The 18,580-nt window shown below is 66.4% G+C and carries 13 protein-coding genes; all 13 read left to right on the top strand.

The annotated features are described in order from the left end of the window. Positions 1-7 precede the first annotated feature (7 nt). The 13 genes from MF610_RS15050 (at position 8) to MF610_RS19180 (ending at position 18,579) form a co-directional block, all read left to right on the top strand. Positions 8-1,666, top strand: a complete 1,659-nt coding sequence (locus MF610_RS15050; RefSeq protein ID WP_242199495.1) for a portal protein — start codon at positions 8-10, stop codon at positions 1,664-1,666. Then, on the top strand, positions 1,656-1,991 hold the full coding sequence (locus MF610_RS15055) for a Bbp19 family protein (protein ID WP_242199497.1): 336 nt from the start codon (positions 1,656-1,658) through the stop codon (positions 1,989-1,991). The genes MF610_RS15050 and MF610_RS15055 overlap by 11 nt, the downstream gene beginning before the upstream one ends. After that, positions 1,988-2,827 (top strand): hypothetical protein, encoded by an 840-nt coding sequence (locus MF610_RS15060; protein ID WP_242199500.1) that lies wholly within the window; start codon positions 1,988-1,990, stop codon positions 2,825-2,827. The genes MF610_RS15055 and MF610_RS15060 overlap by 4 nt, the downstream gene beginning before the upstream one ends. Before the next feature lie 191 nt (positions 2,828-3,018). Beyond that, on the top strand, positions 3,019-3,951 hold the full coding sequence (locus tag MF610_RS15065) for a phage capsid protein (RefSeq protein ID WP_242199502.1): 933 nt from the start codon (positions 3,019-3,021) through the stop codon (positions 3,949-3,951). Positions 3,952-4,017: 66 nt separating this feature from the next. Then, entirely contained in the window at positions 4,018-4,446 is a 429-nt protein-coding gene (locus MF610_RS15070) for a hypothetical protein (protein WP_242199504.1), read from the top strand. Positions 4,447-4,568: 122 nt separating this feature from the next. Continuing rightward, entirely contained in the window at positions 4,569-5,171 is a 603-nt protein-coding gene (locus MF610_RS15075; protein ID WP_242199506.1) for a phage connector family protein, read from the top strand. A gap of 1 nt (position 5,172) precedes the next feature. After that, complete coding sequence (locus tag MF610_RS15080; protein ID WP_242199508.1) at positions 5,173-7,497, top strand: phage tail protein; 2,325 nt, start codon at positions 5,173-5,175, stop codon at positions 7,495-7,497. Continuing rightward, complete coding sequence (locus MF610_RS15085) at positions 7,494-7,925, top strand: hypothetical protein (protein WP_242199510.1); 432 nt, start codon at positions 7,494-7,496, stop codon at positions 7,923-7,925. Before MF610_RS15080 ends, MF610_RS15085 begins: the two co-directional genes overlap by 4 nt. Further along, positions 7,925-8,434, top strand: a complete 510-nt coding sequence (locus tag MF610_RS15090; RefSeq protein ID WP_242199512.1) for a hypothetical protein — start codon at positions 7,925-7,927, stop codon at positions 8,432-8,434. Before MF610_RS15085 ends, MF610_RS15090 begins: the two co-directional genes overlap by 1 nt. Beyond that, a complete protein-coding gene (locus MF610_RS15095) occupies positions 8,434-10,275 on the top strand; it encodes a hypothetical protein (RefSeq protein ID WP_242199514.1) in 1,842 nt (613 codons plus the stop codon). The genes MF610_RS15090 and MF610_RS15095 overlap by 1 nt, the downstream gene beginning before the upstream one ends. Then, complete coding sequence (locus tag MF610_RS15100) at positions 10,275-13,229, top strand: hypothetical protein (RefSeq protein ID WP_242199516.1); 2,955 nt, start codon at positions 10,275-10,277, stop codon at positions 13,227-13,229. The genes MF610_RS15095 and MF610_RS15100 overlap by 1 nt, the downstream gene beginning before the upstream one ends. After that, complete coding sequence (locus MF610_RS15105) at positions 13,226-15,844, top strand: hypothetical protein (protein WP_242199518.1); 2,619 nt, start codon at positions 13,226-13,228, stop codon at positions 15,842-15,844. Before MF610_RS15100 ends, MF610_RS15105 begins: the two co-directional genes overlap by 4 nt. 110 nt (positions 15,845-15,954) lie before the next feature. After that, positions 15,955-18,579, top strand: coding sequence for a right-handed parallel beta-helix repeat-containing protein (locus tag MF610_RS19180; protein WP_242199520.1), 2,625 nt, complete (start codon positions 15,955-15,957; stop codon positions 18,577-18,579). Position 18,580 lies beyond the last annotated feature (1 nt).

An 18,580-nucleotide genomic window follows, 5' to 3' on the forward strand; every position in this document is an offset into this window, starting at 1 on the left:
AGGCAGCATGTTCGACGACAAGGCGATCGAGGCGGCGCAGACGCGCATGGAAACCGCGCGGAGCGGGTTCGATGGGATGCGCGGTGAGCTGGCGTCGATGCTGCTTCCCCATCGGGCCGAATACAGCGTCCGGAGCATCGGGCAGGATCAGCCCCGCACGGAAACGCCGTTCGATGAATATGCGGCGCTGGCGATGGCCGATGGCGTCGCGGCGTTCGAAGGGCTGACCATGCCGCGCGGCCAGAAATGGCAGGGCGTGCAGATCGGCGACGAAGCGTTGATGGATGACCTGTCGGTCCAGCAATGGTTCGAACGGGTCGCGATCCGCATTTTCCGGATGCGCAACGACCCGGAGAGCGGCTTTACCAGCGCCGTTCATGAGGGCGTCGAGAACCTGTACGCCATGGGCGAACAGTCGCTGTGGATCGACAAGCGGTTCGACGATCGCGGTCGGTTCAAGGGCATATCGTATCAGGCCGAGAGCATCGACGGCGTGTTCGTCGAGAACGATGCCGAAGGTCGGCCGATGCGTATCCATCGCCGGTTCCGGCTGTCGGCGGAGGCAGCGCGCCGCAAGTTCAAGGGCGATACGCCCAAGAAGGTCCGCGAGGCGGCGGAGAGCCAGACGACGCAAGCGACGTCGTTCGAGTTCCTGCACGTCATCGAACGCAACCCCGCGGTCAACGGCGACCGGATCGATTTCGCGGCGATGCCGTGGCGCGCGTGTTATTACAGCGTTGCCGATAAGGGGCATTTCCTGCCCGGCGGATACCGCGTGCTGCGGCGGATCGTCAGTCGGTGGAACAAGTCGAGCGAACAGCAATATGGCACCGGGCCGTCGCGCCTGGTGCTGGGCGCGATCCGCGCCGCGCAGGTCATCCAGCAGGACCGGGTGCTGGGCGTCGAGCAGACGGTCAAGCCGCCAATGGTGGCGGAAGACGACGAGCTCGATCGGCAGATCATCGACCTAGGGCCGTACGGCATCACCTATGGCGGGATGTCGCAGGGCCGGCCGACAATCGCGCCGCTGTTCCCGTCTATCGACCTTAGCCAGGCGAAGGACCTGCACGGCGAGGTCCGCATGGTCATCGACTATGCGTTCCAGCGCCATTTGATGCAGATCAATCGCGAGCAGAAGACGCATATCAGCGCCGCGCGGACGATCGAGGAAATCGCCGAGAAGGGCGTGCTGCTGTCCCCGCTGGCGCGGCAGGAGGGCGAGTTGTTCGCGCCGATGCTCAACGCCGAGCTGGATATCCTGTGGGACGAAGGGTTGCTGGATGACATGCCGGCGATCCTGTTCCCATGGTTCCGCGCCGGCGGGGGGGTGCAGGCGACGTACGACAATCGCCTGACCCAGATGATGATGGCGAACGACGCCGCCGGATATTTCCGCATGGCCGAGCAGATCGGCGCGATCGCGCAGTTCGAGCCCGGCGCGATCCAGATGTTCACGCGGGAATATCCGTTGACCAAGGTCGTTCCGGCGCTGGGCCGGGTCAACGGTGTGCCGCCGTCGTGGCGCGCGAGCGACGAAGAGAAGGCGGCGGCCGACGAAGCCGCGGCGCAGGCGCAGGCACAGCAGCAGCTGCTGGAGGCGCTGCCGGCGCTGTCGGCGGCGGGAAAGAACATCGCGGAAATGGGGGGTGGCGCAAATGTCCAGTGAGTTCGCGTTCATGGGGGTGGAGGCGGCGAACGCGACGCGGGGGGCGCAGACGCTGCGCCGTCTGCGTCGCGCGATGAACGTCCACAGTGCGTATCACCGGCTGTTCGTCGGTGAGGACGGCCAGCTGCGCCCCGACGCCCTGCTGGTGATCGGCGATATCGTCCGCGTCGCCGGGATCGGGACGATCGTCCCGAACCAAAGCGGCGCGCAGCTGCGCGAGCGGGAAGGCCGGCGGATGCTGGGCCTGCACATCCTCGCGCGGATCGACCTGAGTGGAGAGCAGATGCGCGAGTTGGCGCAAAAGGAACGGGAGTTGAATCGATGAACGTATTGGCGGGGGCACTCGAAGGCGGCAACGGCGATGGTGGGCAGGGTGGCGGTTCGCCGACCCCCACGCCGACGCCTACCCCCAGTCCGTCGGGCGACGGTGCGCGGTGGCAGGACACGTTGCCCGACGATCTGCGCAACGACGAAACGCTGGGCGCGTACAAATCGCCAGAGGACGCATACAAGGGGCTGATCGAGACGAAGCGGTGGGCGCGGGGACGGATCGCGTTGCCCAACGCCGACGATCCCAACAGCTTCACCGAGTTCGCGAGCAAGGTCCGCCCGGCGAAGGCTGAGGATTACAAGATTTTCGGCAGCGATGGCGAGGCTACGGAGATCGGGGAGGCGTTCCGTCAGGAGTTCTTCGAAGTCGGACTGCATCCGTTTCAGGCCGAGCGATTGTCGGGTAAGTGGAACCAGTTCTTTACCGATCAAGCCAGTCGCGTGCAGCAGCAGGGCAAGGACGAACTTACGGCGATCGAAGTGGAGATGGGGCAGGCGGCCTATACCCAGCGTACGACGGCGGTCGCCAACATGCTGCGCGGCGCGGGCATCGATGTCGCCGATCTGGCGCTGGCGATGGAGCAGCTGGGCGGACCGGGCAAGGCGATGCGGGCGCTGTTCGCGCTGGCGGAGAAAACCGGCGAGCTGGCGAAGGTCGACGGGGCAACGGTGCGACTGAACCTCGGGTCGATGTCCAAGGCGGATGCGCAGGCGGAACTGGATCGGATGAATGCCGATCCGGAGGTCCGCAAGGCGGTGCTGGCCAATACGACCGGCCCGGAAGCGAAAAAACGTGAGGCGTTGATGAACCGCCTCAAAGGGAAGGATTGACGATCCTGCGGGGCCGTGAGTATGGATTGGCGGTCGGCCTCTCCGTACCCACGGCCCCGACCTGCAAGCGGCGAAAGCAGCCGCGCCGATGGCGAGCGACATCGCCAAGACGGACCGGGATGGCCTGAACCAAGCCCGCTTCTCCAGTCGAAACCGAACCCTTTGGATTTAGTTTCACCTGGAGAACATCCATGGCCGATGGCACTACGGTCGAAGCAGCGACCGTCGATTATCAGAACAACGTCAGTTTCGTGATCGGCGAAAAGCCGGGCAAGCTGTACCCGCTGGCCGGCACGACGAAGAATTATGCCGGCGCGATCAGCGCCAAGATCGATAACGAGTTCGACGACATCGATCTGCAGGACAAGACGACGAAGAACGGCGATACCAACAATATCGACCCGAACATGCGTGCCCGCTTCATTCACAAGCCGGGCAGTGCCAACATCGCGCCGCTGATCGATCGCGATGCGCAGAAGGAAACTTCGGTCGATCTGGCATCGCCAGTCGTGACGCAGACCGGCAAGGGCGTCACGCGATATCACGACGACAAGTTCATGCTCGGATTCTGGGGCGACGGCTATACCGGCGAGAACGGCATGACCCGCGTGCCTTTCCGTGCCGGCAACCGTGTGCCGATCGATTTCGGCTCACTGGGCAGCGGCACGGGCGTCACCAAAAAGAAGCTGGTCGAGCTTCGCCGCGTGATGGAAAATTCCAGCATCGACTTCGAGGAAAGCAGCCCGATCATCCTGCTGGACCCGGACGCCGAATCCGATCTGTTCAGCATCGAAGAATATATCAAGCTCGATTACGGTGATGGTGCGCCGCTGTCGCGCGGCGAAATCAAGCCATGGCTGGGCTTCCGGTTCATGAAAGCGAGCCTCGGCAACAAAAAGGCCTACCCGCGTAGCTGGCAGCTGTTCAATCAGGGCGGCATCAACCGCCTGCCGGTGTTCCTGCCGGAAGGCCTCCATCGCGGCGTGTGGACCGAGTTCTTCGGCCGCGTGACCGAGCGCGATGACAAGCAGTTCAGCTGGCAGTTCTATGCCGAGGCCGAGTCCGCCGTCGTCCGCGTGAAGGAAGAGCTGTGCTGGTATCTGGAAGCCAAGCCGGTCGCCTGATCCAGCGCGCCGATCCGTCGCGCTGACGGGTCGGCATACCCCCATCGTTCCTAAAGGAAGATCGACATGGCGAAGATTTATGGGAGTGCGTTCAGTGCGACCGATGCGAAGAAGCTGGCCCCCGGCACGGTGCATGACGCCGGCAGCCGGCGGTTCCGCAATACGTTCCAGCTGGGCGATGCCGGCGTCGGCGGTACGACGAACACGCCGATCGTCGCGCGTGTGCGCGAGGGCAGCGCCGTTCACGCGTTCGAACTGTCGTCCAGCGCCAATCTGTCGGGCATCAACTTCACGCTCGGCACCGTTACCGAACCGGCGAAATATTGTGCCGCGTTTGCCGGCCCCGTCGCCGGTGGCACGGTTCGCGCGCCGATCAAGCCGGAAGCGCTGGCAGCGGATTCGCTGGCGTTGCCCGAAGAAATCATCCTGACGCCGAGCGCGAACCTGCCGGGCGCCGGGGTCCTCGTGGGCAGCGTGTTCGCGAGCAAGCGATAGGCGCTGGCGGGGCATCGCCCCGCCCGTGTCCTTAGGCGCGCCGGGATTATCCAGGGCTGGATAATTCGGAGTGGGGACTTCTTCCCGGCGCGCCGATCCCCTTTCCAGCACAGGAGGCATGATTGCGCAACGATGCGGCCAGCCACACCAGCGTCGCCAATGCCGCGCTTGCCGAGCTGGGTTCCACCGAAAACCTGACCAGCTTCGACCTCGACGAAAGCAGCAGCGCGTTTCGCGCGCGCGCGTTGTGGAAGGGCATTCTTCTGGCGCTGCTGGCGCGGCACCCATGGAATTTCGCGCTTCGCCGTGCGCAGCTGAACCCCGGCGCGCTGGTCGACGGCATTCGCAGCTGGCAGTTGCCGCAGGATTGCGTGCGCTGGTTGCCTGACGATCGCCTTGCCAGCATGGAACGCGAGGGCGACACGCTGGTCGGCCGCGATCGCGACGCGGTCCACATCCGCTACATCGCCTATGTCGACGATCCGGCGTTATGGTCGCCGGGGTTCGTGCGGGTGATGACGCTGGAACTCGCCGCGGCGATGGCTGAGGGCGTCACCCAGTCCGAAGGCATCAAGAATTCGCTGCTGGAACGCAGCGCGATGGAATTGCGCGCGGCGCGGCGGGTCGACGGGCTGGAAACAGGCGCGCGACGTCGCGAGGGCGTGACGGTCCGTTCCGACTGGCTGAACGCGCGATCGCGCGGCTATGCATGGCGGGGGCGCTGACATGGGTCGCGTCACGCCGGCACAGGTGAATTTCAACGGCGGCGAAATCAGCCGCCGGCTGCACGCGCGGCACGAATTGAACCTGTACGACATCGCCCTGGGCGAATGTACGGGATGGTTGCCGCTGACCGAAGGCGGGCTGGAAGCGTGTCCCGGCCTGATCCGGATCGAAGGCGCGGCGGGGCCGTGCCGGATCGTGCCGTTCGAGTTTTCGGCGACGCAGGGCTATGTCATCGAAATGAGCGCCGGTAAGGCGCGGTTTTTCACCAACGACGCGCGGATCGAGGCGAACGGCGCGCCGGTCGAAGTGGCGCTGCCGTATCCCGACATCGCGACGATCGAGGCGCTGGCGTTCGAGCAGTCGAACGACGTGCTGTATATCTATCACCCACGCTACCAGACCCGCACGCTGACGCGGGTCGATGCCGATACGTTCGAGCTGGCGCTGCACGTGACGGAGGCGGGGCCGTTCGAGCCGCGCAACAAGGATGAGGGGCTCCGCGTCGTCGCCGATAACGTCACCGGCGACGTGACGTTGACCGCGAAGCGCGGGGCGGACGCCGTGCCGCTGTTCGAGATTGGCGACGTCGGCGGGTTGTTCCAAGTCGAGGCCGACGATTTCGGCGACGTCCGCACATGGGAACCGGGGATTACCGTGTCGCGCGGGCAGCTGCTGACGTGGAACGAGCGAGTGTACCGCGTCATCGGCGGCGGCAACGGGACGCCGGACGCCTCGCTGCGCACCGGCACGCTGGCACCGCGCCACGGCAAGGGCGTCGAATGGGACGGGATCGGCACCGGCAAGGATATCAACAGCAAGGATGCCGGGGGCGTCCAGCTGGAATATCGCAACGACCGGTTCGGGTTGATGCGCATCACCGGGTTCACCGATGCGTCGACGGTCACCGCGACCGTGCTGCGCCAGCTGCCGTTGACCGCGGCCAGCGCGTACGAGGACGAGGGCGGGTATTACGATCCGGACTGGGGATATCAGCCGGGCGAAGGCGGGGTGTCGTACCAGTACGGTACGTGGCGCTGGCGGTTCGGGGCGTTCAGCGCGCGGCGGGGATGGCCGGGCGTCGGTGTCATCTGGAACGAGCGGCATGTGCTGGCGAAGGATTCGACGCTGTACGGGTCGGTCGCCGGCGATCTGACCAACCATGCGGTCTATAACGAGCTGAACGAAATAAGCACGGACATGGCGTTCGTCCATGCGATCGAGGACCCGAACGGCATCGTCGCGCTGGCGGCGCAGGAAAAGCTGGTCGTGCTGACGCGCGGCGGCAACAATCGCAAGGGCGGGATGTACGCGGTCGGCCCGTCGAACGCGGCCAGTGGCGTCGGGCCGGGCAACATCCGCGCCGATCGACAGAACAGCGAGGGGGCGGCGAATGCGCGCATCGCGGAAATCGACGGGCGCACGATCTATATCGGCAAGTCGCGACGTCGCATCATCGAGGCGGATTACGAGAGCGCGCGCAACCGGCAGGCCCCCATCGACCTGACGCGCTATGCGCGGCACATCGGCAAGCCGGGGTTCATCGACCTTGCCAGCCAGAAAGACCCCGCGCGCCTCGTCTGGGCGGCGATGCGCGACGGGACGCTGGCGTGTGCGACCTATGTCCCCGAGGAACAGGTGCTGGGGTGGGCACGTCGGCCGCTGGCGCCCGGCGTGCTGGCGAAATCGATCGCGGTCATCAGCGATCCGACCGGCGAACTGCAACAGCTATGGGTCGCGGCGACGTGGCGGGGGCAGTGGCACATCCTGTTGCTGGCGCAGGTGCGGCAGGAAAGCGACGACAGCGAACCGGCGATGGTCGACATGGCGGCCGAATATGAAGGGCCGCCGGCGACAAGTTTCGGCCCGGTCGACTGGCTGAAGGGTGCGACGATCGACGTCGCCGCGGACGGTGCGGCGTATGCCGATATCGTCGTCGATCAGGCGGGCATGTTCACGTTGCCCAACCCGGCGCAGCGGGTGTCGGCCGGCTTGCGGTTTCCGGGCCGCTTCAAGACGCTGCGACTGTCGAGCGGCGGCGATAGTGGCCCGGCGCTCGACAAGATGAAGCGGGTAAGCCGGATCGCGGTCGACGTGCTGGAAGCCAAGGGGCTGCGCATCCACGCGACAGGTGGCCGGCCGCGCGACATCGAGCAGCTGACCGGGTCGAGCGTGACCGACGCGGGGTTCGAGCCCGCGACCGGCCTGCTGATCGTCGAGGATGCCGGTGGCTGGGCGCGTGAGGTGGTGGTGACGGTCGAGCGGGTCATGCCGCTGCCGGCGACGCTGCGCGCGATTCAGCCCACGGTGGAGACGCAACAGCGATGATCCGCGTCGATCGGTTCCGACCGGAAGACCTCGCCGCGATCGCGGTGCAGCCGGGCCAGCCCGAATTGTTGGCGGCCGACCGCCTGGCGCTGGGGCGGGCCTATGCGGCGCAAGGGCGATGCCTGACGGCGCGCGCGGCCGATGGCCGGCTGCTGGTGTGTGGCGGCGCGATCGAGACGCATGGCGATTATGCGACGATCTGGTCGGCGGTGTCGGTTGCGGCCGGGCCGGCGATGCTGGCGCTGACGCGTGCGACGACGCGGTTCCTCGACACGCTGCCCTATCGACGCGTCGATACGATCGTCGCGGCGGATTTCATTCCGGGGCGGCGATGGGTGCGGCGGATGGGCTTCGCACAGGAAGCGGTGCTGGCCGAATATTTTCCCGACGGGCGGGATGCGGTGATCTATCGAAGGAAGCGGGACTGATGGCGGCGGCGGCACCTGTAGCACTGGCAATGGCGGCGGTCGGATCGATCGTCGGGGGTATCGAGCAGAACCGGGCGGCGCGTGCCGGGGCGCGTGCCGATACCGAGAATGCCCGGCGCACCATCCTGCTGGGCGAACAGGAGGCGTTGCAAACCAGTCTCGATCAGCGGCGCAATGCCGGCGACATGCTGGCGGCGATGGCCGGTAGCGGGTTCGAGATGGGGAACGGCAGCTTCGGCGACCTGTTGCGCGAAAATGCGTATCAGCAGGAGCTGGAAATCCTGAACATCCGTACGATGCGGGCGCAGGAGGCGGACGGGTTGCTGGCGCAGGCGGCCGAGCGACGCAAGTCGGGCCGGGCCGCGTTGGTTGGAGGCATGTTCGGCGCGGTGTCGAACGCGCTTCAGGGCGCAAGCTCGATCCGGTCGGCCAGTCAGCAGCGGTTCCAGCTGCGGACCGAACGGGCGGCGGTACTGGGCGGCGTTCCGCCGATGCGGGTGGGCGGCTGATGGACGGGTTCACCGCACGCCGCACGACGAATGTCGTGCCGGTTCGTACGCCCGACCCCGCGTCGTTCCGATCGGGGCTGGCGGAGGGTTTGCAGTCCGCCGGTCGTGCCGCTGCCCAGATCGCGCAGGATAGCCAGCAGACCGCGGATTTCGTCGAGGCGAGCGAGGCGCGGATCGCGCAGGATCAGCAGCGCCGCGCCCGATCGGCCGCGATCGCCGATCGCGCGGGAGGCTGGGCAGAGACACAGGTCGCGATCGAGGCCGGGCTCGACAAGCTGAAGATCGATGCGCCGTCGGGCGCGCCGGGGTTCGAGGAAGCGGCGGGCAAGATCGTCACCGATCAGTTGCAGGGGTTCCTGTCGACGCTGGGCGACGATCCGGAGGTTCGACAGCGGTTCGAACCGATCATCGCAAGCTATGGAGCGAACACGCGGCTGTCGAATCAGCGATGGGCGGTCGATGCGCGGACGAAGCATGAGGGGCAGCGCGTCGACGAATGGCGGATGGGGGCGAGCAACAAGCTGTTCAGCACACCAACCAGTGCCACGCTGCAACAGTCGTTCGACGAAGCCGATCTGTTCGTCGGCGGGATGGACGTGCCGGAAGGTGCCAAGCCGCAGGTCGTCAAGGAGCTGAAGCGTGGCTTCGTCACCAACTTCTTCGACGGTCTATTCCAGCAGGGGAACTGGCAGGGTGCGCGACAGCTGTTGGCCGGTGAGGCGTTCGATGCGTATCTGAAGCCTGAAGAGAAACAGCGGTTTCTGGGGCAGGCCGATACGGCACAGCGCGTCGCGGAACGACAGGTCGAGATTGCGGCCAGCGAGCAGCGCGATGCGGCGCGCGATGCGGCCAAGGCGGTCGGGGCGAAGATCGACGCCGGTATCATCCCCAATCCGCAGGAGATGCGCGCGGCGCGGGCGGCGATGGTGGCCGCCGGCGTCGACAAACATGAGTTGATCGCGTTCGACGTCGACACGGTGCGGGTCGATGTGAACCGCCGCTATGCCGGCGTCGATGCCGATCGGATGCGGCGCGATCGCGACGGCATCGAGGCGCGGGTGCGCACCGGCAAGGCGAGCGAAACCGAACAGGTGATGGCGGTGCAGCTGGGCAAGCTGATCGACGTCGCCGACAAGAAGGAAACCGACGAATTGCGCGGGCTGCTGGGCAACGGCCCGGCGGGACGTCAGCAGGCGCTGTCGCGGCTGACCGGATCGCCCGAGGCGCGGTACAAGAAGGCGGAGGATCTGGAAAGCGGGCTGGGCTTCGTCGCCAACCTGTCGGGCAACGCCCAGTCCTATGCGCTGGAAGGTCGTGAGACGCGCAAGGCGCGGCCGAAGGATTTCGGCGAAGAAAAGGACGTGCGCGCGGCGCTGAACCGCCAGCTCGGCCCGATCGCCGCGTCGCTGGGCGGGCAATATGCCGGGTTGCTGGAGGCGTCGTGGGATATCATGACCGCCGGCAAGGCGCGCCGCGGGCAGGCCGGGTTCGACGAAGGCGTGTTTCGGACCGCTGTCATCATGGCGACCGGCGGCAAGCAGCGCCCGAACGGCGTGGTGCAGGGTGGTGTCCAGTCGGTGCGGGGGCGTCCGGTGATGCTGCCGGAAGCCATGGCGGCCGGCGAGTTCGACCAGTATGTGTCGCGGCGCAATTTCGGGGATGCGGTCTATGCCAATGGCAAGCCGGCGTCGAAGGCCGATGTGCTGGCGAACTATCGCCCCGAATGGGCGGGTGACGATCCGCAGGGTCGGCCGGTGTACCGGTTCGTCGACGACGTCGGCGGCGTGCTGCGCAACCGCAACGGCGGGTCGTTGACGATGCGGGTGGAGGCCGGCCGCTGATGGCGCAGCGTGGTGGCATCCTGCAAAGCCGTATGCTCGGCACCGCTCGGCCCGAAAGCACGCGGACCGGGCCGGACCCCACGTTCCTTGACGGCATCGGTGCGGCGTTCCGAACCACGCGCGACGAATCGGATTACGTCGAGGACGTGCGGCTGTCCGAAGGGTATCGGCCGATCGAAGAGACATTGTACCAGTTGGGGGTTCCGCGCAGCGCGCTGTACGTTCCGATCGACGATGAGTTTCGGCGGGGACAGATCGATACGATCAATCTGCGCGCGGTATGGCGCGAGATGGAGGCGCAACGGCAGCGCAACCCCCGGTTATTCGCCGGGCTGCCGAAGACCGAAGATGAATTTCGGAAAGGGCTGTTGCGCCGGGGCGGTGAGCGTACGGCCGATCAGCAGACGCTCGGGCGCATGTCGGGGGCGAAGGGCGTCGCCGCCGGGTTGATCGGCGGCGTGGCTGCCTATCCGACCGATCCGCTCAATCTCACGCTGATGACGATCGGTGGCGGCGGGAAAACGATCGCGCAGACCGTGCTACGGGAAACCGCGCTGAATGCCGGATTAGAAGCGGTGCTTTCGCCACAGTTGGTTGGAGCGCGCTATGCAATGGGCGAGAGTACGGGCCTTGGTGAGGTCGCCACGAACATCGCGATCGGCGGCATCGCCGGCGGCGCATTGGGTGGGGCGGGCAAGGCACTCGAACTGCGCGGCGGCGACGCGATCAGCCGTGTGCAAGAAGGTGTCTTGGGCCGCGTATTGCCAGCGCTGCCAGCGCCGATTCGCGAAAGGATCGCCCGGCGAACCACACTTGATGATGCCGATTTGCCCGATGTGGTTGAGGCGGCCATCGGCCGCGACAGTCTGTCGCAGGAAGAAGCGGCGGCGATAGGCGCGCTGCGACGCGACACCGATATCGAGCAAACCAACCCGTTTGTCGCGAATGGCGCCGGTACAGCGATGCATCGTCGGCGTCTGGGCGATGCGGTTGCGACGATCCTTGCCGACGTTCCTGCCGCCGCCCCGCCGATGTCGCTGCCGCGTGCAGCGTCCCGGCGCGCACTGTCCGATTCGACGGCGATCGGCAGCGGCACGGTGCCGATGGGGCGCGAGGCGGTGAAGGCACGGATCGGGCGGGCGGAGAGCCCGAGCGATACCGCGCGCAATCCGCTGTCCAGTGCGACCGGGCGCTACCAGTTCACGCGCGGGACGTTCCTGAATTATCACAAGCAGGTCTTTGGCGGCGACATGTCCGATGCCGCGCGCTGGGCGCAGGCGACCGACGGGAACGTGCAGGAACGATTGATGGACGCCATGCTGGCGGACAATGCCGCGTTCCTGAAGCGCGTGGGCGAGGCGGAGAGCGCCGGTAACCTGTATGTCGTGCATTTCGTCGGGCAGGGCGGAGCGAAGAAACTGTTCGCCGCCGACCCGTCGACGCCGATCGCCCGCGTGCTGGGTGAGGATGTGGTTCGAGCGAACCCGTTCCTGCGCGGAAAGACCGCCGGGGATACAATCGCATGGGCGCATCAGCGCATGGGCGGACCGGCACCGGCCCGTGCCGGCGCGCGTGCCGAGCTGGCGGGAGGCATTGCGGCCAGCGAGGTCGACGTGCGCGCGCGACTGCAATCGGAGATCGATGCGTTGCAGGCGGGCGCGGTTGCGCGCGCTGCGGAGCCGCCGGCGTTGCGCGACGTGTCCGATCTGCTGGAACCCGCCCCGGCCCCGGTGCGTGCGATCGAACCGATCGACGTCGCACCGGTGGAGCGGGTTGCCGATCCGGTCGACGTCGCGCCGGTCACGCGTGGCGGGGATGTGGCGCAGGCTGCGCCGATCATCGACAGCGCGGGCGACGCGCCGGTGCGGATCGATGCGCTGGTCGACGCGGAGCCGATCGTGCGCGCGGTCAAGCCTCGCACGCTGCCGGTACGGCGTCGGCCGAGCGATATCGTAGAGTTCATCGCCGATCGCGGCGGGTTGCGCGATGACGAAGGCCATTCGCTGGCCGCGATGCGTGGCATGGGGAAGAAGCTCGTGCCGCGTGCCGGGCCGCTAATCCGCAAGAAGGGCATGGGCATCGACGCCGCCGGCGAGCTGCTGTGGGAAGCGGGATATTTCCGCGAGCGGCCGACCGAAACCGAGGTCCTCGACATGCTGGAACGGGCGGTCAACGGCGGCGAGAAGATCTATGCGCTGCCCGATGCCGACGTCATGGCCGCCCGCGCGCTGACCGACGAACAGGAAATGCAGTTCGAGGCGGCGGTATCGCGCCTGCCCGACGATTTTCCCCTCGATCCGGTCAAGGATCGCGAAGCGGTGATGGATGTGCTATCGGAAATCGAGGACAGCGGTGCCGATGCGTTCGATGCGCTGGCACGTGTCGTCGAGCAACGGGTCAACAACTGGCGCCAGCGGGCGTTCGAGGAAGGCGATTATGTCGAATACCGACCAACCGAACCCGACCTCGACGCGCCCGACGGTCGATTTGGCGATGCTGGAGAAGGCGTCGACGGATCCGCGCCTGTCGGACGCGCTGCGGAGCGAAGCGGCGGACCTGCTGCGTATGGGCCGTTATCTGGAGACGAAGCGGCCGAGCTGATCGAGGCGCAGGTTCGCGCGTTCGGCGATCCCGAAGGCGAAGCGCCGCGCGCCCAGGTCGAGAGCGTCGAGCATGATCTGCGGATGGCTGCGGCGGTCGATCCGGCGATCGTCGAACGGCAGCGACAGGAAGCGGCGCTTAAGGCGGCATCGCCGATGCAGTCGAACGTCGATCAGGAAAGCACGATCGGGCTGGGCCTGTTCGTCGCCAGCGATCAGACGAAGCTGAAATTCGAAGACGGCAGCGAACGGTCGCTGGGTGAGATGTTCGAGGACCTCGACGGGGAGGGCGGCGACATCGATCTGTTGCGGTCGTGCCTGCCGCCGGCGAAGGCAGGGAGCGACGACGCATGAGCATGGGTGCCTGTCTGACCGATCTGGTCACGCGCAAGGCGATCAGTGAGGAACGGGCGGCGGCGATGCGCGCGGTCTATGACGAGCTGGTCCAGCAATACGAACCCAAGTTCGGCCGCGCCGCCGCCGAGAGTATGGCGACGCAGAAGGCGATGAAGGCGATCGATGACGATTTCCTGCATCGCAAGCGTGCCAAGCTGTTGCAGGCGCAGGCGCAGCTGTCGATCGCCGCCGAGGCGCGGAGCATGGAGCCGCGATTTCGCGACAGGATAAGGGCTGGGCAGGACCGCTCCGTTCTCACGACGCCCGTAGATGTCTTGCTGACGAAAAGGCGCGACCGCCGCCCCGAACGTCCGCTGGATGGCCGGGGAATGCTCGCCAAGTTGGTCCGTGACGAAAAGGCCGGCGGCATGGCGAACGTCGAGTATCGCTGGCGCGACGTCAAGCAATCGGCGCTGGCGATCATGTACGACGTGCTGGCGAAGCATCGCGCCAACCTGTTGGGCGAGGTGCGCAACAAGGCCGAGCTGGACGATGTCGTGCGGGCGCTGTGGAAACCGGGCGAGGCAGACGTCAACGCGCGCGAGATGGCCGATGCGTGGACGCGGACGGCCGAATATCTACGATCGTCGTTCAACGCCGCCGGCGGGCGGATCGGTCAGCTGGAAGGCTGGGCGCTGCCGCACAGCCATGACAGCCTGAAAGTCGGCGCGATCGGCCGGGACCAATGGGTCGATACGATCCTGCCGCGTCTCGACCGCGCCAAGATGCTCGACCTGTCCACCGGCGAGCCGTTGTCGGATGGTAAATTGTACCTGGTACTGGGCGACATGTACGAGACGATCGTCTCCGAAGGCTGGAACAAGCGCGTGCCGGGCGGCATGGCGGGCAAGGCGGTGGGCAACCGCCATGCCGAGCATCGCGTGCTGCATTTCCGGTCGGCCGACGACTGGCTGGCGTACAATGCCGATTTCGGCGGCGGCACGCCGTTCGAGGCGATGATGCATCACGTCGAAATCATGAGCCGCGACATCGCCGCGATGCAGGTGCTGGGACCGAACCCGGCGCAGACCATCCAGTGGATGGGCGACATGATCGAGCGCGACGCGGCGCTGAAGGGGACGATGAAGGATCGCGAGGCGGCGTCGAAGTGGCGGACGCGCATCGACGGCGTGTGGAATGAAATCCAAGGGCAGAACCGGCGGGTGGAGAGCCGCAACCTCGCGCTGTTCGGATCTACCATGCGCAACTGGCAAGCTGCGACGAAGCTGGGCAGCGCGGCGATCGCGTCGATCAGCGATCACGCCACGCGCCAGCTGACGCGGCATTACAACGGCCTGCCCGCCGCGAAGGCGATGGGCCAGTATCTCAAACAGCTTAACCCGCTCGACGGGCGCGATCGGGAGTTCGCGCGGCGTGCCGGGATCATCGGCGACGAGTTCACCGGGCGCATGGCGGCGCAGGGGCGGATGCACATGGAGGATGCGTTCGGCGGTCGACTGGCGGCCGGGCGCGGCGCGCTGGGCGAACGTCTGGAAACCGCGAACGAGGTCAGCCGGCGGTTGGCCGATGGCGTCATGCGCACGTCGGGATTGAACGCGCATACCGTCGCCGGCCGTGAGGCGATGGGGATGGAGTTCATGGCGGCGCTGGCCCACTACGCGCCCGACGCGTGGGGCCAGCTGCCGCCACCGTGGCGCGGGTTCCTCGATCGCCATGGCATTGGCGCGGATGGCTGGGAGCGGCTGCGCGCTACGCCGATGACCGATTACAAGGGCGCGCAATGGATCAGGCCCGACGACATCGCCGATAAAGGCATCCGCGACAAGTTCGTGCAGGGCATGAACATCGAGATCGATTTCGCGGTGCCAACCGGCGGGCTGTATATCCGGTCGCGGGTCAACGCGCAGGCGCCGGGGACGTGGGGCGGCGAGTTCATCCGCACCGCGTTCCAGTTCAAGATGTTCCCGATTACCGTCATGGCGATGCACGGCACGCGGATGATGATGCAGGCGAATCTGGCAAAGCGCGCGGGCTATGCGGCGGCATTCATGGGCGCGACGACGGTCGCCGGCGGGATGGCATATCAGCTGTCGGAGTTGGCGAAGGGCAAAGACCCGCGCGACATGACCGGCGGCGATTTCTGGTGGCGGGCGGCGCTGAAGGGTGGCGGCCTTGGCGTGTTCGGCGATGCGATCGAGTTCAGCCGCAACCAGTATGGGCAGGACGTCGGCGATATCGTGAAGGGGCCGAGCCTCGGCACCGCGCAAACGCTGGCCGATCTGGGCCGCGCCGGCATCGTCAATGCGACGGTCGACATGGACGATCCTGATGCGGTCGAGAAGGCGGTCAAGCTGCGCGGGCGGGCGGTGCGTAACCTGCTGACCCGCGAAGTGCCGGGATCGTCGCTATGGTATCTGCGCACCGCGTACGAACGGCTGCTGGTCGATCAGGTGGCGGCGTGGGCGGGCGAGGACCCGGTGGAACACGCGAAGAAGCTGGAGCAGCGGGCCGCGAAGGAAGGCGGCGGTTTCTATGCGCCGCCGGGTGCCGGCGGGCTGCGTGCGCCGGACTTCGCGAACGCGATCGGCGCTGGGGAACCGCGACCGCAATAGCCACTATCGCGCGCGATTCGTTCCGGTTATATCGTCGGTAACCGCCGGTCCCAGCGCCCCACTCCGACCCGGCCTCACCGTTCCCATTCCGGGAGCGTTTGGAGGTTTGGGTGACGGTACGGACGGCGAAACGGCGGCATCGGTTCGAACCCGGCAGCGCGATGGCGGCCGAGGCGATCCCGTATCCCTATCTTGAGCCGGAAAGCCTGACCGTTACGCTGCGGTCAGCCGGCGTCGTAGTCTTGCTCGTCCGCGACGTCGATTATGCGTTATCCGGCGACGGTGCCACGCAATCTGGCGTTATCCAGCCCCTGCGCCCGTTCGCAGCCGGACAGGTGATCGAAGTCCTGCGACGCACCGCGATCGTCCAGGATACGCAGATCAGGCCGTTGCAGCCGTTCCCCGCCATTTCCGCCGAACGGTCGCTGGATCGGCAGACGATGGCCGCGCAGGAGGCGGCCGATGACGTAGCGGACTTCGGCGCACGGGCGATCGTCGTGCCCGAGGGCGAGTTCGGGTGGACCTTGCTGCCACCGGCAATGCGGCGCGATACCGTGATGGGCTTCGACCCGATTACGGGCAAGGAACGGTATCTGCCCGTTGGCAGCTTCCCGCCGGGGCCGCCGGGTGGTGCGGGCAATGTCGTCAAGTCGATCGGGCAGCTGCGCGCGTCGCTGATCAGCGGTGCGGCGATGACGGCGGCGTATGACGGCAGCGGTACGTCGATGGTGTGGACGGAGGGCGATTTCACCGCTCTCGCCGCGGCCCGGCCGCAGGATTACATTGAGTCCGATTTCGCACCGCTGACCGTCGGTGCCTGGGTGCGGCAGGGTACGGCCGGGATTGCGCACCGTGCCGCCGGCGTCGGTGCGATCGGCCGGGGATTACGCGACCGGATCGCCGAGATCGAAGTGTCGGCCGCCGACTATGGCTTTTCGTCGGCAGCGTCGCCGGTCGATAATCTCGTCGCGCTCAAGCGGGCCTATGCCGCGACCCCGACCGGTGCGACGCTGAAGATACCGCGCGGTGCCGGCGACGGGATCGTCGACACCAGTGGAGGCCGCAGTTCGATGCTGGTCATCGACCGGCCGATCCGCCTTCGTCTCGACGGGCGGGTAAAGGCGTCGACCACCAGCCCGCTGGGTCCGAATCCCAGCGCGTTGATCGTCGTACGTGCGCCGGGTGTCACCATCACCGGGATCGGCGCGTTCGTCGGCAGTGGCGTGATCGACGACGCCAATGCGGGAACCGACGAGACGATGCCCTGTCTCGTGTTCGTCGATGTCACCGCCAGCGATTTCCGATGCCAGGGCATCAGCTTCGTGGATCCGCCCAAGATCGGGCTGCATTTGTACGCGTGCGTGCGGGCTTCGGTGGCGTGCCGGTTCACCGGTGGTCCGACCGTGTATGGTGGCGATACATCGACGGCGCATTTCGGCATTCGCGCGACGGGCGGTGGGCAGCACATTATTTCCGGGTGCGCGTTCTATCCGAACGCAGACGGCGGGATGATGGTGCAATGCATCTTCTTCAGCGGCGTCAATGACTGCGTTATCACAGGTAATACGGCAAAGAACCCCTACGAGAAATTCGCCTATATCTTCGGCGACCGACACATCGTATCGAAGAACAGCATTCAGGGCAACGCAGGGTTCATGCCCGGCACGCGTATCCAGGGTACGATCACGCTCGTCATCCGTACGCACGGCAACGATAATACGATCGAAGGCAACACGACCGAGTTCTGCGCCGGTGGCGCACAGGTCATGGGTCGTGGCGTCGCCGACACTGGACGAGGCAACAGCGTCCTGAACAACAAATTCCTGCATTGCGGGCAGGGCGCGATCAGCGTGTATCAGGGGGTACTTACCGGTACAAAGGTGCGTGGCAATACCTGTACGTCAGGTAATCTGGCGGGCTTCGTCGCCGGTGACGGTATCCGCCTTGCCGCGAACGCGGGCTCAAGGCGGGTCGACGTTTCGGCGAACGATGTAAGCGGGTTTTCCGTCGCCGATCCGCTGGTCAATATCGAACCGTGGACCGCGGGCATGGTGTATCCCAAGGTCGCGCTGGTGAGGCCGGCGATCGGCAACAGCCGGTTCTATGTGCAGGCCGGCGCGGGCGGCCCCAGCGGCACGGTGGAGCCGCTATGGCCGTCGACACCGGGGGCGAGCGTCGCGGACGGTGCCAATGTGTGGGTGGCCGTACCATTCGAAGGCGGGCAGGCGGACATCAAGGTCATCGGCGGCGGTGCGGGGCCGGATGCGCTGATCGAGAGTAGCATCAGCGACAACACGACGAGCAACGGGCGGCTCGGCATCGTGCTGTCGTATGTCGCGTATACCACGATCGCACGGAACCGTCTGTCGTCGTCGGTCGCCGGCATGTCCGAAAGCGACACCAGCTTCAACCGGTGGGAAAACAACGTCTGTTTCTCCGGTGCGACGACGGTGCAGGGACGCTCGTCGACGACAGTCTTCATCACCGATCCGTTGATGGGATCGGCGCCATTCGATCCGCCATCGGTCGGCGCAGGCCAGACGACGGTGACGACCGTGTCCGTTCCCGGTGCCGACGTCGGCGATCACGCGACCGCCATATGGCCCGGTGCGCTGGAAGTGGTGTCGTGTCGCGTCACCGCCGCGAATGTCGCCACGGTACGCCTCCAGAATTTCTCGGGTGCCGCGAACGACGATGCTCCGTCGACGCTGCATGTCCGCGTGACGAAGGTCTGAT

This window comes from Sphingomonas hankookensis (assembly GCF_022664465.1).
GTDB classification, from domain to species: Bacteria; Pseudomonadota; Alphaproteobacteria; order Sphingomonadales; family Sphingomonadaceae; genus Sphingomonas; species Sphingomonas hankookensis.

Coding starts and splice junctions, on each gene's coding strand:
- MF610_RS15050 (WP_242199495.1), top strand. CDS start 8: ATGTTCGACGACAAGGCGATCGAGGCGGCGCAGACGCGCATGGAAACC.
- MF610_RS15055 (WP_242199497.1), top strand. CDS start 1,656: ATGTCCAGTGAGTTCGCGTTCATGGGGGTGGAGGCGGCGAACGCGACG.
- MF610_RS15060 (WP_242199500.1), top strand. CDS start 1,988: ATGAACGTATTGGCGGGGGCACTCGAAGGCGGCAACGGCGATGGTGGG.
- MF610_RS15065 (WP_242199502.1), top strand. CDS start 3,019: ATGGCCGATGGCACTACGGTCGAAGCAGCGACCGTCGATTATCAGAAC.
- MF610_RS15070 (WP_242199504.1), top strand. CDS start 4,018: ATGGCGAAGATTTATGGGAGTGCGTTCAGTGCGACCGATGCGAAGAAG.
- MF610_RS15080 (WP_242199508.1), top strand. CDS start 5,173: ATGGGTCGCGTCACGCCGGCACAGGTGAATTTCAACGGCGGCGAAATC.
- MF610_RS15085 (WP_242199510.1), top strand. CDS start 7,494: ATGATCCGCGTCGATCGGTTCCGACCGGAAGACCTCGCCGCGATCGCG.
- MF610_RS15090 (WP_242199512.1), top strand. CDS start 7,925: ATGGCGGCGGCGGCACCTGTAGCACTGGCAATGGCGGCGGTCGGATCG.
- MF610_RS15095 (WP_242199514.1), top strand. CDS start 8,434: ATGGACGGGTTCACCGCACGCCGCACGACGAATGTCGTGCCGGTTCGT.
- MF610_RS15100 (WP_242199516.1), top strand. CDS start 10,275: ATGGCGCAGCGTGGTGGCATCCTGCAAAGCCGTATGCTCGGCACCGCT.
- MF610_RS15105 (WP_242199518.1), top strand. CDS start 13,226: ATGAGCATGGGTGCCTGTCTGACCGATCTGGTCACGCGCAAGGCGATC.